Origin of the sequence: Corynebacterium sp. HMSC065H09, from assembly GCF_001812845.1 — a bacterium.
GTDB classification, from domain to species: Bacteria; Actinomycetota; Actinomycetes; order Mycobacteriales; family Mycobacteriaceae; genus Corynebacterium; species Corynebacterium jeikeium_D.
On the sequence record NZ_KV810598.1, the window covers coordinates 46,755 to 62,003 of the forward strand.

General features: G+C 59.5%; 15 protein-coding genes. 7 read left to right on the forward strand and 8 right to left on the reverse strand.

Translation table 11 applies throughout. The features are described 5' to 3' along the window. Positions 1-146 precede the first annotated feature (146 nt). Positions 147-974 (forward strand): Bax inhibitor-1/YccA family protein, encoded by an 828-nt coding sequence (locus tag HMPREF2878_RS08890; protein WP_048733966.1) that lies wholly within the window; start codon positions 147-149, stop codon positions 972-974. A 249-nt stretch (positions 975-1,223) separates the two neighbouring features. On the opposite strand, the gene greA is transcribed toward HMPREF2878_RS08890, so the two are convergent. Further along, the gene (gene greA, locus HMPREF2878_RS08895; RefSeq protein WP_048733968.1) at positions 1,224-1,736 is read right to left on the reverse strand and encodes a transcription elongation factor GreA; all 513 of its coding nucleotides are present in this window, start codon (positions 1,734-1,736) and stop codon (positions 1,224-1,226) included. A gap of 174 nt (positions 1,737-1,910) precedes the next feature. After that, positions 1,911-2,378, reverse strand: a complete 468-nt coding sequence (locus HMPREF2878_RS08900) for a DUF4307 domain-containing protein (protein WP_070566587.1) — start codon at positions 2,376-2,378, stop codon at positions 1,911-1,913. Positions 2,379-2,639: 261 nt separating this feature from the next. On the opposite strand from HMPREF2878_RS08900, the gene mca reads away from it, so the two are divergent. The 4 genes from mca (at position 2,640) to HMPREF2878_RS08920 (ending at position 6,035) form a co-directional block, all read left to right on the forward strand. Then, positions 2,640-3,494 (forward strand): mycothiol conjugate amidase Mca, encoded by an 855-nt coding sequence (mca, locus tag HMPREF2878_RS08905; RefSeq protein WP_070546065.1) that lies wholly within the window; start codon positions 2,640-2,642, stop codon positions 3,492-3,494. Positions 3,495-3,521: 27 nt separating this feature from the next. Continuing rightward, positions 3,522-3,806, forward strand: coding sequence for a hypothetical protein (locus HMPREF2878_RS08910; protein WP_048733974.1), 285 nt, complete (start codon positions 3,522-3,524; stop codon positions 3,804-3,806). A 313-nt stretch (positions 3,807-4,119) separates the two neighbouring features. Next, positions 4,120-5,211 (forward strand): 3-deoxy-7-phosphoheptulonate synthase, encoded by a 1,092-nt coding sequence (locus HMPREF2878_RS08915; RefSeq protein WP_049172260.1) that lies wholly within the window; start codon positions 4,120-4,122, stop codon positions 5,209-5,211. Positions 5,212-5,249: 38 nt separating this feature from the next. Beyond that, positions 5,250-6,035, forward strand: a complete 786-nt coding sequence (locus tag HMPREF2878_RS08920; RefSeq protein ID WP_016423188.1) for an isoprenyl transferase — start codon at positions 5,250-5,252, stop codon at positions 6,033-6,035. Between the two features lie 30 nt (positions 6,036-6,065). On the opposite strand, the gene coaA is transcribed toward HMPREF2878_RS08920, so the two are convergent. Then, positions 6,066-7,001: a type I pantothenate kinase gene (gene coaA, locus HMPREF2878_RS08925; protein WP_038626177.1), complete on the reverse strand. Its 936-nt coding sequence runs from the start codon at positions 6,999-7,001 to the stop codon at positions 6,066-6,068. A gap of 150 nt (positions 7,002-7,151) precedes the next feature. Between coaA and glyA the strand changes: the two genes are divergently transcribed. Beyond that, positions 7,152-8,453 carry a serine hydroxymethyltransferase gene (gene glyA, locus HMPREF2878_RS08930; protein WP_005510713.1) on the forward strand — a complete coding sequence of 434 codons (1,302 nt, stop codon included), beginning with the start codon at positions 7,152-7,154 and terminating at the stop codon, positions 8,451-8,453. A 41-nt stretch (positions 8,454-8,494) separates the two neighbouring features. Here glyA and HMPREF2878_RS08935 read toward each other — a convergent pair whose 3' ends face one another. Beyond that, positions 8,495-9,742, reverse strand: a complete 1,248-nt coding sequence (locus tag HMPREF2878_RS08935; RefSeq protein WP_246821950.1) for an HNH endonuclease signature motif containing protein — start codon at positions 9,740-9,742, stop codon at positions 8,495-8,497. Between the two features lie 159 nt (positions 9,743-9,901). After that, a complete protein-coding gene (locus HMPREF2878_RS08940) occupies positions 9,902-10,447 on the reverse strand; it encodes a GNAT family N-acetyltransferase (protein ID WP_070653368.1) in 546 nt (181 codons plus the stop codon). Positions 10,448-10,527: 80 nt separating this feature from the next. Here HMPREF2878_RS08940 and HMPREF2878_RS08945 point away from each other — a divergent pair, with 80 nt between their 5' ends. Beyond that, positions 10,528-11,286, forward strand: coding sequence for an enoyl-CoA hydratase-related protein (locus HMPREF2878_RS08945; RefSeq protein ID WP_070429185.1), 759 nt, complete (start codon positions 10,528-10,530; stop codon positions 11,284-11,286). Positions 11,287-11,328: 42 nt separating this feature from the next. On the opposite strand, the gene metS is transcribed toward HMPREF2878_RS08945, so the two are convergent. The 3 genes from metS to HMPREF2878_RS08960 form a co-directional block, all read right to left on the reverse strand. Beyond that, entirely contained in the window at positions 11,329-11,496 is a 168-nt protein-coding gene (metS, locus tag HMPREF2878_RS08950; protein ID WP_070546075.1) for a methionine/alanine import NSS transporter subunit MetS, read from the reverse strand. Between the two features lie 5 nt (positions 11,497-11,501). Next, positions 11,502-13,112 carry a sodium-dependent transporter gene (locus HMPREF2878_RS08955; protein ID WP_070566595.1) on the reverse strand — a complete coding sequence of 537 codons (1,611 nt, stop codon included), beginning with the start codon at positions 13,110-13,112 and terminating at the stop codon, positions 11,502-11,504. 296 nt (positions 13,113-13,408) lie between these two features. Beyond that, entirely contained in the window at positions 13,409-14,581 is a 1,173-nt protein-coding gene (locus HMPREF2878_RS08960) for an acyl-CoA dehydrogenase family protein (RefSeq protein ID WP_070653369.1), read from the reverse strand. Between the last annotated feature and the right edge of the window lie 668 nt (positions 14,582-15,249).

The window sequence follows — 15,249 nt, forward strand, 5'->3', positions numbered from 1 at the left end:
AGGCGAGGAATTACCTTGATACTAACTGTTTTTCAGGGTTGGGAACAATACCTTTACATCGCCCGTTGTAGAAAGTGTAGGCAAACGTAAGCGCGTGTGCCTGAATACAAAACGTAAGAAAAACTGAGAAAAGAAAGAAGGACGACGTGCGCGAAAGCAGCAATCCTGCATTCAGTTCACTTACTAAGACCGTCGCCCGCGGACAGGCGGGCGCACATCACTACGGCCAAGGTCAGATGGGCGCTGGCTACGGGGATAACCCGTACCAGTCGCAGGTTGCCGCCGACTACCGTCCGATGACGGTCGACGATGTCGTTTCCAAGACCGGCATCACGCTGGCAACCATCATCGTTTTGGCTGCGGTCAATTTCTTCATTGCCGTCAGTGTCTCCACCAGCCTGGCCATGATTCTGACCATTGTCGGCGCCATCGGTGGTCTGATTACTGTTTTGGTTTCCACCTTCGGCAAGAAGTACGGCTCCGCGCCGGTTACCCTCACCTACGCGGCCTTCGAGGGCCTCTTCGTCGGTGGCATCAGCTTCATGTTCACTGCTCCAATTCAGGGCGTTGCCGCTGGTGCGCTGATTATGCAGGCCGTGCTGGCTACCCTGGGTGTCTTCATCGGTATGCTCTTCGTCTACAAGTCGGGCGCTATCCGCGTGACCCCGAAGTTCACCCGTTTTATGAGTGCGGCTCTGATTGGTGTCCTGGTCCTCATGCTGGGCAACCTGGTGCTCTCCCTGTTCGGCCTGGGCTTCCCGCTGCGTGACGGCGGCATGCTGTCGATCATCTTCTCTCTGGTCTGCATCGGCCTGGCAGCCTTCAGCTTCCTGATTGACTTCGATCAGGCTGATCGCCTGGTTCGCGCTGGCGCTCCGGCTCAGTACGCCTGGGGTGTCGCCCTCGGTCTGGCTGTGACCCTGGTCTGGCTCTACACCGAGATTCTGCGTCTGCTGTCCTACTTCAGGGACTAAACGCTAGAAAACTAACTAACGCACAAGCGCCGGGTAGCCCGTTATTACGGGTTGGCCGGCGCTTTGTTGTTGGCAGTCGACGTATTGACCGATAGGGCTGTGCAGTGTGACGTCGTAAAGCGCGATATCGAAGCGGGAGAGGGCACAAAAAATGGACCGATAGGCCATATGGGCTTCTATCGGTCCAAGAATCGGGCACTGTGGCCCGAAGTTGCCGCCTGGGTTGAGGCGGTCTAACGCCGGGAGCGCTTAGGCGTCCATCTCCGGGTCGTACGGCTCAGCCTTGACCACAGTGACAGACACTTCGTCGCCGCTCGGGGAAGCGTAAGTGCGGGTCTCGCCCTCCTTAGCGCCGACCAGAGCCTTGCCCAGCGGGGAATCGGTGGAGTAGGTCTCCAGGTTCGGGTTGGAGGAGTCAGCGCCACGGGTACCGATGAGGAAGGTCTCGGTGTCGTCTTCGTCGCCGTCGTAGTAGACGTGGACCACGGTGCCGACCAGAGCCACACCGGACTCCTGTGGAATCTCGCCGACGGTGGCGCGCTGCAGCAGGTCTTCGAGGTAGCGGATGCGTGCCTCTTCCTGTCCCTGCTGCTCGCGGGCGGCATCGTAGCCGGCGTTTTCCTTCAAGTCGCCCTCTTCGCGACGCTCGTTAATCTCGGCGGCGATGACCGGGCGGTTTTCATATAGCGCCTCAAGCTCGGCCTTGAGCTTGTCGTAGGACTCCTGGGTGAGCCATGGGCTATTGTTCTTTGCCTCAGTCATGGTTCCTCCTGTGTTTTTGGCTATTTAATACAAAAGCGGCCCCGCGTGGGGCCGTCGGCTGCGTCACAGGATAGCACTGTCACGCCACATGGCAATAACAGGCGCGTCGGAGTGTTGTCGCGCACGCTTTACGACGTGCCCCCGCAGCGCATGATCCTCAGTCGCGAAGGGAGATTACTTCGCAGGTGCGAGGAACTCCGGAATGTCGGTGGAGCAGCCATAGACATCGCCTGCGACGGCCAGCTCGCGGGTGGCAATGGGGACGTCCATCCGCACGGTAGCGGGGCCGCCGCCCGGGATGAATACGTCGCGACGCCCGACCTCTGCCACGTCATAGTTCAGCGCATAGATAATGCAGTAGCTATCCAGCTCCGGCTTTTCGCGGGTGACGTCCAGCGTGAAGATGAACTGCTCATCTTCCTTACCTGGAGTGCGGCTCCAGCCCGCTTGCGTTGCAGAGACATCCGGGGCGGAGACGCGGTTCATCTGAACGAAGATGTATGCGCCGGCGATGACGAGCATGCCAACAATAGCGATGACAACCAATTTTGCGGGGAGAGTGCGACTGTTGTCCCCATAGCGCTCGCGCTCTCGCTTCGGCGCTGCGGTATTTCGGGTGTTTCGCTCCGAACTTTCAGCCATGCTTTTTAGCCTATCGGAGTTCTCGGTCGACGTGGTAAAATGTTGACAGTTAAACAATCTTTCTGGTGTGGCGCGGTGTCCTGCTGCTATGTCGTTCCACCGAGTAGCGATGCTGCGTGGTCATATGATGGTGCAGCGCTATAGTGGGGCGGTATTGAAACGGTGCTGGAGTAGCATCGTTGCGGTCGAAGGGCTCCGGCCTTGGCCAGAAAACATGGACTGAGATAGTAGCGGGAGTGACTTCAATTGACACTTCGTCTGATGGCAATTCACGCTCATCCTGATGACGAATCGAGCAAGGGCGCCGCAACGATGGCCCGATATGCGGCGGAAGGGCATCGCGTCAAAGTGGTGACCTGCACCGGCGGTGAGGCCGGCAGCATTCTCAACCCTGCGATGGATCGGCCGGAGGTGCGGGAGAATATCGCCGCAGTGCGCGTTCACGAAATGGCTGCAGCCGCTGAGACTCTCGGCGTTGAACATGAGTGGCTCGGCTTTACCGACTCCGGTCTGCCTGCGGGCAACCCGGTGCCGGTGCTGTCGCACGGAGTGTTTGCTCGCCAATCGGTCGAGGATGCGACCAAGCCTCTCATTCGGGCAATTCGCGAGTTTCGTCCGCACGTCGTCATTACTTACGACGAAAACGGTGGCTACCCGCACCCGGACCACATCATGACCCATATCGTGTCCATGCGCGCTTGGCTGGAGTCTGGAACGGATAAGTACCCCGAGCTCGGTGAACCATGGGAGATTTCCAAGCTCTACTACACCCACGGTTTTATCAAGGCGCGCCTCATCGCGCTGGATAACTACTACCGCGACAACGGCTTGGAAAGTCCACTGGCCGAGTCCTTCCGCCGCTGGACTAAGACTCCTGGCGACATCATGACCCGCGTGACCACGCAGGTTGAGTGCGGCGATTACTTCCAGCAGCGGGATCAGGCGCTGCTGGCGCACGCCACGCAGATCGATCCGAACGGGCCATTCTTCGCCGTGCCAGTAGACATTCAGCAGCGCGTTTGGCCGACCGAAGAGTTTGAGCTCGCCCGCACTCGCGTGCAGACCGAGCTGCCAGAGACCGATCTCTTCGCCGGTATCGACCCCGACGCGGAATAGTCCGGAATTAACGCTAAGCTGGAACTCATGATTGAAAGCTTCGACGCCTTGGCGGCTCGCACGACAATTTTCCTGGCGCAGAACCCCACTGGTCCGCGGGGTGCTGACTTCGGTAAGGCCTCTCCTATTGGCCTGCTCATCATTGTCGTTTTGCTCATCGTCATCCTGGCTCTCGGCTGGGATCTCTCGCGGCGCGCGAAGCGCATGGCCGCCCGCCGGAAGTTTGCCGAGGCGCACGGTATGGATCCCTTTGATTCCGAGGCCGTGGATAAAGCGATGGCTGCAGCAGAGCAGCGTCGTGAAGCGGAGTAGTTAGCGTCAAGGCATGTGCGCGCCGCTTGACGACGGGCAATGTGTGCACCCCTGATTGTTTCCCATGTGGCGGGATTTGGAGTTCGAATTGCGGGATTCTAGGCAGTGCGCTACAGTCAAGCACATGCGTATGTGGCGATTTTATTTTTCGAAGGCTCCGGAGGCAGTGACGACCTAGTCACAGCCGGCGGCTAATCGTCACGTCGCCACCAACCGGAGCCAAAGGCAGCAGCCCCAACCAATCGGGGCGCTGCCTTTTGTCGTATCTACAGCCAAAATGCGCAACTAATCACCCAGAGAAAAGAGACCTCAGATGACCCCTCCAACTTCCCTCGAAGCCCCCGCCTCGACCGCGAACCGCCGCGTCGTAGCCTTCCACGACCTGCCCTCCCCAGAAGAGGTCATGGCCAAACAGCCACTGACCCCAAACCTGGTTAACGAGGTAGAGCAGTCGCGACTCGACGTCGCCCGCGTCATCGCCCGTGAAGACGATCGTCTGCTGGTCGTTGTCGGCCCGTGCTCCATTCACGACCCTGAGGCCGCCATCGACTACGCCCGCCGCCTGAAGGCCACCGCCGATGAGCTCGACGAGGACCTGCTGGTCGTCATGCGCGTCTACTTCGAAAAGCCGCGCACCACCGTCGGCTGGAAGGGACTCATCAACGACCCCGACCTGGATAGCTCCTTCAAAATCAACAAGGGCCTGCACATGGCCCGCGAGGTACTCATCGAGGTCCTGCGCACCGGCCTGCCCGCCGGCGCCGAATTCCTCGAGCCCAACAGCCCGCAGTACATTTCCGACGCCGTCTCCTGGGGTGCAATTGGTGCGCGCACCACGGAGTCGCAGGTCCATCGTCAGCTCGCTTCCGGACTTTCCGTGCCCATCGGCTTCAAGAACGGCACCGACGGCAACGTCCAGGTCGCCGTGGACTCGCTGGTCTCCGCAGCAAACCCGCACTTCTTCTTCGGCATGAACGACCAAGGCCGCGCCGCCGTTGTCGAAACCGCCGGCAACCACAACTGCCACATCATCCTCCGCGGTGGCACCTCCGGCCCGAACTGGGACGAAGAATCGCTTAACGACGCCGAAGCGCGCCTGAACAAGGCCGAGCAAACCGTCAGCATCATGGTGGATGCCTCCCACGCCAATTCCGGAAAATCCGAGGTGCGCCAGGCCGAGGTCGTTGAGGAGCTCGGCAAGCTCATCGGGGGCGGCGACGAGCGCATCACCGGCATCATGATGGAGTCCTTCCTCGAAGCCGGCGCGCAAAAAATTACCGATGGTCGTAAGGGCCTCGTATACGGCAAGTCCGTCACCGATGCGTGCATGGATTGGGAAACCACCGACCGGCTGCTGCGTACGCTTGCGGCAGAAGTTCGGAAGCGTCGGCAGGCACGCGACTAAGCACAAAGTGGCCGTGCCCATTGGGTAGGGTTACATATGTGAAAGAAAACCAGCCGTCCTCACTCCGGCGGATCGCCTATCCGCTCTACGAGCGCAAACTAGCCCAAGAGCTAGAAGGAAAACCTCGCCCCAAGCACGTTGCCATCATGGCCGATGGCAACCGCCGCTGGGCGAGGGAGGCTGGATTCACCGACGTCAGCCACGGCCACCGCGTCGGCTCCCGCAAAATCGCAGAATTCGTCGGCTGGTGCGCCGAGCAGGAAATCGAGCTGGTCACCATCTACCTGCTCTCCACCGAAAACCTCGGGCGAGACCCCGAAGAGCTGGAATTACTGTTCGACATCATCGCCGACGTCGTCGACGAATTGGCGCAATCGCCTAACGACGTGCGCCTGCGCATGGTCGGCCACCTCGAGCTCCTTCCGGAAAGAATGACCGCCCGGCTGCGTCACGACGAAGAAGTCACCGCGAACAACACCGGCATCCAGGTCAACATCGCCGTTGGCTACGGCGGCCGGCAGGAAATCGTCGACGCAGTACGCAGAATCATCCGGGAATCAGTCGCCGAGGGAATCGATGCTTCCGAGCTTGAGGAGCGCATCACCACCGATGCCATTTCTCGCCGCCTCTACACATCCGGACAACCGGACCCCGATCTAGTCATCCGCACTTCCGGAGAACAGCGGCTCAGCGGCTTCCTCCTCTGGCAAACCGCCTACTCCGAGATTTGGTTCACCGATACCTACTGGCCCGAATTCCGCCGCATCGACTTCCTCCGCGCACTTCGAGACTTTTCGCAGCGCTCACGCCGCTTCGGCAAATAACCTCCCTACATCCGGAAAAATTTCCGGATGTTAGAGTTTGCGCATCCGGACCCTCGAAACCTTGTGGTCCCGAGACTTCGTAAGAACTAATGACGCCCGCACTCGAGTGGGCAAAATATTTTCCGTCAGGTTCGGCAAGTTCACCTGCTGCCAAATGCGTCGGGCCACCTCGGCCGCAGCTTCGTCGTCAAGCGTGGCGTAATCCGCGAAGTGCGCGCCCGGAGCGCGAAACGCCGTCTGGCGGAGACTGAGGAAACGATTAATGTACCAGCGTTCGATGTCCGCGCGCGGGGCATCGACGTAGACACTGAAATCGAAAAGATCGGAAATCATCAGCGTCGGGCCCGTCTGCAAAACGTTGAGCCCCTCGAGAATGAGAATGTCCGGACGATCGACATCGACGAACTCATCCGGCACCCGGTCATAGAGCGTGTGCGAATACACCGGCGCCTTCACATGCCGCGCCCCCGACTTCACCGCCGTGACAAACCGCATCAACGCACGCTGATCATACGACTCCGGATACCCCTTGCGCTGCATAATCCCACGGCGATTCAATTCCTCAGAAGGATAGAGGAAGCCATCAGTAGTAACCAAGTCCACCCGCGGATTAGTCTCCCAGCGCTCGAGCAGGACCTGCAGCAAACGCGCCGTCGTTGACTTGCCGACCGCCACCGAACCCGCGACGCCGATAATAAACGGCACCGACGCCCCCTTCGAAGGATTTTCCCCAAGAAAGTTCGACGTTACGGCGTTCAGCTCCCGATGCGCCGCCACACGCATGTGAATCAGACGAGAAAGCGGAAGATAGACCTCGGCGACTTCGTCCAGGTCGATGTTTTCACCGATACCGGAAAGTCGTTCAGCTTCCTCTTCCGTCAGCACCAGAGGCATATTCTTGCGCATTTCGCGCCACTGCTCGCGTTTGAACTCGACGTACGGGCTGGGGGATGTTGCGCGCGTCATACTTCCAATTGTGCCAAGGGGGTGCCGAAAACCGGAAAACGAGTCAATAAAGGGGGCATACCTGAATGGTGCTGCTTTCGTGGTTTGCCCCATAAAGGGCTAGCATGGCCTGTGGCATTGAAGTTTCATTGAAAGGTCGAAAACCTACTCATGACCGGGTCTAACAATAACGATGTCCGCTACCAATCGCTGCGTGAACTCGATCCCGACCTCGCAGAGGCAATGGCAGGGGAGCTCTCTCGTCAGCGTGACATGCTCGAAATGATTGCCAGTGAGAACTTTGTTCCACGTGCAGTGCTGCAAGCTCAGGGCTCGGTTCTGACCAACAAGTACGCCGAAGGCTACCCGGGCCGTCGTTACTACGGTGGCTGCGAATACGTCGACGTCGTCGAGGACATGGCACGCAACCGCGCCAAGGAGCTCTTCGGCGCTGAGTTCGCCAACGTTCAGCCACACGCAGGTGCGCAGGCCAACGCTGCCGTTCTGCATGCGCTAATCAACGCCGGTGACAAGATTATGGGCCTCGACCTGGCACACGGCGGTCACCTGACCCACGGCATGAAGCTGAACTTCTCCGGCAAGCTCTACCACGTCGCCGCATACGGTGTGGACAAGGACACTATGCGGATCGATATGGACAAGGTGCGTGAGCAGGCGCTCGCAGAAAAGCCGGATGTTCTCATCGCAGGTTGGTCGGCGTACCCGCGCCACCTCGACTTCGAAGCTTTCCGTTCCATCGCCGATGAGGTCGGTGCGAAGTTGTGGACGGACATGGCGCACTTCGCAGGCCTGGTTGCCGCCGGTCTGCACCCGTCGCCGGTTCCGCATTCTGACGTTGTGTCGACTACCGTTCACAAGACCCTCGGTGGTCCTCGTTCGGGCATGATTTTGGCTAAGCAGGAGTACGCCAAGAAGCTGAACTCCGCTGTTTTCCCGGGGCAGCAGGGGGGTCCGCTGATGCACGCCATCGCCGGCAAGGCCGTGGCGCTGAAGATTGCTGGTACCGAGGAGTTCAAGGAGCGCCAGGAGCGCACTCTGGCTGGTGCCCGCATTCTGGCTGAGCGTCTCACCGCTTCCGACTGCGCCGAGGCTGGCGTCGATGTTCTCACTGGCGGCACCGATGTCCACCTGGTTCTGGCGGATCTGCGCAATTCTGAGATGAACGGCCAGGAGGCCGAGGATCTGCTCCACGCTGTTGGCATTACCGTCAACCGCAATGCTGTTCCGTTTGACCCGCGTCCTCCGATGGTTACATCCGGACTTCGTATCGGTACTCCGGCGCTGGCCACCCGTGGTCTCGACGAGAAGGCCTTCACCGAGGTCGCCGATGTCATCGGTACTGCTCTCGCCGCCGGCAAGAATGCGGATGTTGACTCCCTGCGTGCTCGTGTTTCGAAGATTGCTCAGGAATTCCCGCTTTACGACGGCATCGAGGACTGGAACCTCATCTAATTCTGCGTTTTTGCAGCGCAAGTACCCGTTCTAGCAGTGCGCTAGGACGGGTTTTCCCGTACATCCGGGTTTTGGTCCGGAGGTGGTGGCTCCGGCCCGAGCTGTTTCGTCGTGCCTGCCCGGTATCCGGCGTAGGACCTCCCGGACATTGATGTCACGAATGAGTTGCTAAACAGCGGCGGCCGAGTTTTATCCGGCGGGCGCCATCGAATATGTCCGGATGTGGGGATGCGTTCGAGGTGGCCGTTGCGTCCTTCCCGGTCGTCGTCGTTAAGCCCGTTGTGTTCTCGGCAGACCATGGTGAGGTTGTCCAGCGTGGTTGTGCCGCCGTTTTTGTGGGCGACTAGGTGGTGCGCTTGTCCGCTATAGGCGGGGCGTTCACAGCCGGGCCAGGCGCAGATGGGGTTGTCGATGAGCATCGCGATGCGCTGCTCTTCAGTCGCCAGACGTGGGTTGCCGATGGGAAATAAGTCCGTAATGGCGCTGTGTTCGTCGTAAAGCACGGCCCACCCGGTGTCGGCGAGTAGGGCGTTGAGGAAGACGTCGGGCGCGAGCGCGGAGCCGTTGGTGGTGGCGGCGAAGCGCGGGCTGTAGTCGATGAGGTCTTGTGCGGTGATGATGATGGCGGGTTGGTAGCGCATTTCATCGAGCTTGTCGACGGGCATTGCGGCATCGGCATGCTCGAGGCGCTCGGCAAGCGCCTGACCGACGCAACGGTCGTGGGAAAACTCCGGATGGGACTTCCGGATTTCTGCGGCGCGGATGGTAAGCGGCGACAGGAGATTGTCGAGCATATCCGAGGGGCCGGAGATGTGGAAGTGCTTCATTCCCCGGATGTCTACCTTCCGGGAAAATCGGGCGCGCAGATGCTGGGGTGGCTCGTCTTCGGTGTTGAGCTCGGTGAGAGTTTCCCGCATGTAGAGATCGAGTTCTTCGAAGCCGAGGCGTTCGGCGGCAGCGACGAAGGTAAGCCGCAGGTTGTCGTGGAGTTCGGCGTTGTTGGCTTGGCGGCTGCGCTTGTCGATAAGCACGCAGGTGTCCAGGCTGAGGCCGAGCTGGCGCGCAAGGGCGGTGGCATCTTCGCGGGCTTTGGTGTTTTCCTCGGTGTCAGCGGGTTGGAGATAGTGGGCGGCGACGCGTAGCAAAAGCCGGAGGCGCGCCGGGTCAAGGCCGAGGGTTGCCGCCAGGTGGGAGGTGGCGTCGCGGCCGTCGGGACGCGCGGCGTGGAGTTCCGCCAGCGTGTCCATTCCGCGCGAGGCCAGTGCGGCGAGCGTCCCAAGAACTGTCATGCCTTTGAAGGTAAAAGTCCGGATGTAGGGGGACAACGCCTATGGGGGCAGGCTGTGGATAAGTCAGCCGGTTTAGCAGTTATCCACATCCGGACTTTTCACTGCGCAAAACGCACCGCAGCCGTACCGCCGTACCGCCGCAGCACGCGCTGCCGTCTGTTACGCCCCGAAGTCACGCAGGGCGCTGCCGGTGAGGCGGAAGGTGTCCCATTCGTCCATGGGGAAGGCGCCGAGGGAACGGTAGAAGTCGATGGAGGGTTGATTCCACTTCAGGACGCACCACTCGATACGTGAGTAGCCTCGCTCCACGGCAATTCGCGCGAGGTTCTGCAGCAGTGCTTTGCCCTTGCCCGTGCCGCGTGCCTCGGGGCGGACGTAGAGGTCTTCGAGGTAGATGCCGTGGGTGCCTTCCCAGGTGGAGTAGTTGAGGAACCACAGGGCAATGCCGTCGAGGCGCGGGCTGCCTTCAACACCGCCACCAACGCCATCGCCACCATCACCGCCACCGGCGCCGTCGTCCAAATTTCCGGATGTGGAGTCGACGACGTGGCAGAAAATCGCAGGGTTGTCCCCGAAGAGCTGTTCGCGCAGGCGCTCGGGGGTCAGTCGGACGGCATCGGGTTCTTTTTCGTAGGCCGCCAGGTCTTTGATGAGGTCGACGATCTCGTGGACGTCGTCAGGCGTGGCGGGGCGTGGAAGTGTCATGTGTCCCTTGTTACTCGCGGCGGGTGATTTGGTGCAAAAGTGCGTCCGAGGCGGGGGAGATTGCGATAACCTGCGAGGTTATGAGCAACGTTACTCAAGACTTTTCCGACGGCATTCTAGCCATCACCATCGATCGCCCGGATGCCTATAACTCCCTGGATAAGAATCTCCGCTTGGAGCTGAAAGCCGCTTTTGAGCGTGCGCAGGAGCCGGATGTGCGCGCTGTTATCCTGCTCGGCGGGCCGAAGGCGTTTTGTACGGGCCAGGACTTGAAGGAGCACATTTCTGACCTGCAGTCCGGCGCCGGCATGGGCAAGGTTGTCGAGGAGTACAACCCGATGGTCGCGGAGCTGACCGCGATTAACGTTCCGGTTATTGCCGCTATCGAAGGTGCTGCGGCGGGTGCCGGCTGGTCGCTGGCGCTACACTGTGATTTCCGTATCGCCGGCCCGAAGGCGTCGTTCAAGGCGGCGTTCCCGTCGATTGGCCTGGCCACGGACTGTGGCATGTCGGCGCTGCTGCCGCGCATGGTCAGTGACGCGAAGGCGCGTGAGCTGTTGCTCTTCGATAAGAAGGTGCTTGCCGACGAAGCCCTGAGCCTCGGCCTGGTCACTGAAGTGGTGGATAATCCAGCGACTCGGGCACGCGAGTTGGCTGCCCAGTTTGCGGCGGGGCCGACGGCCGCGCTGAAGGAGATTAAGGCTCTGCTGCGCCGGGATACCTTGGCTGCAGCTGCGGCGGAGGCGGACGCGCAGGCTCGTTTGGCGGTCTCGGCCGACCATAAGGAAGCGGTGGCCGCGTTCTTGGAGAAGCGACCACCGCATTTCGTAGGTGAGTAAGGCAGATACCTGGAGTGGCAGGGGAGAGATAGTAGTGAAGAACTACTGCTCTTCCTGTGCTCCTAGTACTTCACTGGTGAGCTCTGGGTGATCTCCCAGCTCACCGGAAACCTCGTCAGGGTGCTTGGATAGGTTGACCAGCGAGACCGCCAGACCGCCCCAGATGACGATGATGAACAGTGCCATCATGACAATTGCGATACCGGACATTTGGCTTAAACCTCCTCGGTTTCCGGAGTGTGCTTGCGTGGCAGGTGTGAGGACCGCTTGAAATCTGGCGTCACACCGAAGTCCGAGCCCGGAGGGCCATCGAGACGGTGTTGGCCGCGCCAAGGCAGGATGGCCATAATCAGAGCGCCGATGAGAATCACGCCGATGACACCCCAGCCAAAGATGTCGATTTGGGTGTCGGAGTAGCCTTCGTAGTTTTCCTGGAAAAGTCCAATGAGCTCCTGGAACAGGATGACGGCGAGAATGACCGGCGTGATGTTTCCGACGAAGATCTGCCACATGGTGCCGACCTTGAACGAAGAGACGGCGTTGAGGTGCATGGCGAACTCGTTGGTGCGGCGCAGGATCCAGTCGATTGCGATGATGGTCATCAGTGCAACCAGGACGATACCGACGTTGTTGGTGAACTTATCGACGATGTCGAGGGTTACCAGACCTGAGGTGGTCGGGAAGGCCAGCAGCGAGATGACGGCCATGGCGCCACCGACGGTGAGGGTGGCCTGGACGCGGCCGAGGTTCAGCTTGTCCTTGACTGCGGAGACGACGACCTCGAGCAGCGACATCAGGGAGGTCACACCGGCGATTGCCAGGGAGAGGAAGAACAACAGGCCGAAGACGGAGCCGATGAGCTTTGGCATCTCAGAGATGACCGTCGGGAAGGCGATGAAGGCAAGACCAATACCGGAGGTTGCGACCTCGTCAACGGCCTGACCCGACTGCGCTGCCATGAAGCCCAGGGTGGCGAAGACACCGATACCGGCGAGAACCTCGAAGGAGGAGTTTGCGAACGCGGTGACCAGGCCGGAACCGGTGAGGTTCGTGCGTGGCTTCAGGTAGGAGGCGTAGGTCAGCATAATGCCGAAGGCCACGGACAGGGAGAAGAAGATTTGGCCGTAGGCGGCAATCCATACGCTGGAGTCAGTGAGTGCGGACCAGTCTGGGGTGAAGAATGCGTCCAGGCCCTTTGCAGCGCCGTCGAGCGTCAGGGAGTAGATGACCACTGCGACGAAGAGGATGGTCAACAGTGGGATGAAGATAATCGAGACCTTGCCGATGCCCTTGTCCACACCAGCGGCCAGAATGCCGATGACGAGTACCCAGACAATGAGCAGGACGATGGAAATCGAGGGGACGAAGTCCAGAGAGAAGACGCTCTCGGTGTCTACTTGGAGGAAGTCCTTCATGAAGTGGGTCTCGGCATCTGGGCCCCAGCTCTTGCGGATGGACTTCCAGGCGTAGATGAAGGACCACGCGATAATAACGGCGTAGTAGACGGTAATGAAGAAGGCGATACCGACCTGAATCCAGCCAATTGGCTCAGCCCAGGGCTTGATGCGACGCATCGACTTCGGTGCGGACCCGCGGAAGCGGTGTCCGATGGCGAAGTCGAGGAAGAGCAGTGGGATACCTGCGGTCAGAAGTGCGACCAGGTAGGGGATAAGGAAAGCGCCACCGCCGGAGTCATACGCGACATAGGGGAAACGCCAGATGTTTCCAAGCCCGACTGCCGAGCCGATAGCGGCGAAAATGAAGGCTGCTCGGGTGGAAAACACCTCCCTTCGCTGAGGGGTAGCGGTCGAGTTGGTTGTGCTCATACCTCTGGAACTCCAATCCTTCATCTCCGGTCACGCGCTCGCGCGGCCTAGGAGGGAATTTGGTGAAGTGCATCACCATTACCTAACAGAATCTTAGTATATGAGATGGGTGTCTCATTGTATAGTTTCGGTTTTGTAGGGGGTAATGTTTTTTGGTGAGGGGTGTGGCACGGGGGAAGGGAGCTCTAATCCAGCCTCGTAAATAATCGCCAGCCACCTACTTTGAGGTATGCAAAAACCCCGCCAGGAAGACCTGACGGGGTTTGGGGCGAATCGGCTAGACCGACGTGCGCTGTTTACTCTGCGCCGCCCTTGGCGATACGACGGAAGATGATCTCCTTCATGATCTCGTTGGTGCCACCGTAAATGGTCTGGACCTTGGAGTCGAGGTAGTGAGTGGAGATTGGGTACTCGAGCATGAAGCCGTAGCCGCCGAACATCTGCAGGCAGCGGGTAACGATGTCCTGCTGCTCCTCGGTGGTCCAGTACTTGGCCATGGAAGCACCGGTCTCGTCCAGCTGGCCAGCGTTGTGGGCCATAACGGCCTGGTCAACGAAAGCCTGCAGGGCGGTGACGCGGGTGGCGATGTCAGCCAGGTAGTGGCCGTGGACCTGGTGCTGGATAATCGGGCGACCGAATGCCTCGCGCTCCTGAGCGTACTTGTAAGCCAGGGTCCAGGCGCGGCGGGAAGTTGCGACAGAGCCGCAAGCCAGGGTCAGGCGCTCGTGAGCGAGGTTGGTGCGCAGGTAGCCGAAGGCAGCGCCCTCTTCGCCGAGCAGGTTCTCGGCCGGAACGCGGACGTTGTCGAAGTTGAGCTCAGCGGTGTCCTGAGCCTTCAGGCCGACCTTCTGTAGCGGGCCAGCCTTGGTGAAGCCCTCGAGGTCGGCGTCGACGATGAACATGGAGACACCAGCGCGGCCCTTGGATGGGTCGGTGATAGCTGCGACGAGAGTGAAGTCGGCCATCATGCCGTTGGAGATGAAGATCTTGGTGCCGTTGAGGACGTAGTGGTCGCCGTCCTTCTTGGCGAAGGTGCGCATACCTGCCAGGTCGGAACCTGCGCCCGGTTCGGTCATGGCGAGGCAGCCGATGGTATCGCCGGCGTTCATGGAAGCCAGGTACTTCTGCTTCTGCTCTTCGTTGCCGAACTTAGCCAGGTACGGAGCGACCAGGTCGTTGAGAACGCCGAAGGAAACGACGATGGAGCCACAGTCGGCGTTGGAAAGCTCCTCGTTCAGGACCTGGTTGTAGCGGAAGTCCATCTCTCCGCCGCCGCCGTATGCCTCCGGAGTGGACATACCAATCAGACCGAGCTCGCCGGCCTTCTTGAAGACCTCGCGATCCGGCTGGCCTTCCTTGTGCCAGCGCTCTACGTTCGGGGTGATTTCCTTCTCGACGAAGCCGCGAACCATGTCGCGGAACATGTTGTGCTCTTCTTCGAAGTGAGTACGGGGCAGAAAGTCCTTCATGACATGCTCCTAGAAATATTGTCGTGGAATTTTTGTCTTAAGGCCTTTTCGTACGTCGCAGATAAACGCTGCAGATAAACGCGATGGCCTCGGTTCATCGTCATAGTGACTATGACTGTTGTACCCCATTATGCATGAGTGTGATGAGAGACACTTGTTTTTTTAAAAGTTTTTTCCCGATTGGTGATGTGGAATCGCTTGACGACGGATATTGCGCCCAGCCTTCCCGGAAAACTACCCCCGTTGCGGTTGGGGGTTGCTATTGAATTCGGACTATCGCCGACGGTCGGCAATATTAGGTAATGCTAACCTACAAAGCCAGGTGGATGGCTATTTTTGTCATGTCTGCCAGTCGGGCCGCTGGGACTTTGGGTGGAGAGTGTAAGCGTTTGAGATGGCCGTCATGGGGGTGATTAACGAAACATTCTCGTTTTCTTATTTCCATTAGTGCTGGTGGTCGTTAGTATGAGCATCAGGTGGAGACCGGTTCCCTTGATTATCCGAGCTTCTTCCACTGCAGTCATAGCAACCTCCAATTGCACTCGAAAAAATGACGCGACCCGTGCGCCGTCCCTGTGGAATGGACAGCGAGCAGGTCGCGTCATTTTTTTATTGCTGCGATTAGGCGCTAGTCGGGGGTTAAGTAAAGAAAAGTGTGTCTTTTCCGG

Excerpts from the sequence above, each read along its gene's own strand:
- greA (WP_048733968.1), bottom strand. The coding sequence starts at position 1,736 with ATGACTGAGGCAAAGAACAATAGCCCATGGCTCACCCAGGAGTCCTAC.
- HMPREF2878_RS08900 (WP_070566587.1), bottom strand. The coding sequence starts at position 2,378 with ATGGCTGAAAGTTCGGAGCGAAACACCCGAAATACCGCAGCGCCGAAG.
- mca (WP_070546065.1), top strand. The coding sequence starts at position 2,640 with ATGGCAATTCACGCTCATCCTGATGACGAATCGAGCAAGGGCGCCGCA.
- HMPREF2878_RS08910 (WP_048733974.1), top strand. The coding sequence starts at position 3,522 with ATGATTGAAAGCTTCGACGCCTTGGCGGCTCGCACGACAATTTTCCTG.
- HMPREF2878_RS08915 (WP_049172260.1), top strand. The coding sequence starts at position 4,120 with ATGACCCCTCCAACTTCCCTCGAAGCCCCCGCCTCGACCGCGAACCGC.
- coaA (WP_038626177.1), bottom strand. The coding sequence starts at position 7,001 with ATGACGCGCGCAACATCCCCCAGCCCGTACGTCGAGTTCAAACGCGAG.
- glyA (WP_005510713.1), top strand. The coding sequence starts at position 7,152 with ATGACCGGGTCTAACAATAACGATGTCCGCTACCAATCGCTGCGTGAA.
- HMPREF2878_RS08935 (WP_246821950.1), bottom strand. The coding sequence starts at position 9,742 with ATGACAGTTCTTGGGACGCTCGCCGCACTGGCCTCGCGCGGAATGGAC.
- HMPREF2878_RS08940 (WP_070653368.1), bottom strand. The coding sequence starts at position 10,447 with ATGACACTTCCACGCCCCGCCACGCCTGACGACGTCCACGAGATCGTC.
- HMPREF2878_RS08945 (WP_070429185.1), top strand. The coding sequence starts at position 10,528 with ATGAGCAACGTTACTCAAGACTTTTCCGACGGCATTCTAGCCATCACC.
- metS (WP_070546075.1), bottom strand. The coding sequence starts at position 11,496 with ATGTCCGGTATCGCAATTGTCATGATGGCACTGTTCATCATCGTCATC.
- HMPREF2878_RS08955 (WP_070566595.1), bottom strand. The coding sequence starts at position 13,112 with ATGAGCACAACCAACTCGACCGCTACCCCTCAGCGAAGGGAGGTGTTT.
- HMPREF2878_RS08960 (WP_070653369.1), bottom strand. The coding sequence starts at position 14,581 with ATGAAGGACTTTCTGCCCCGTACTCACTTCGAAGAAGAGCACAACATG.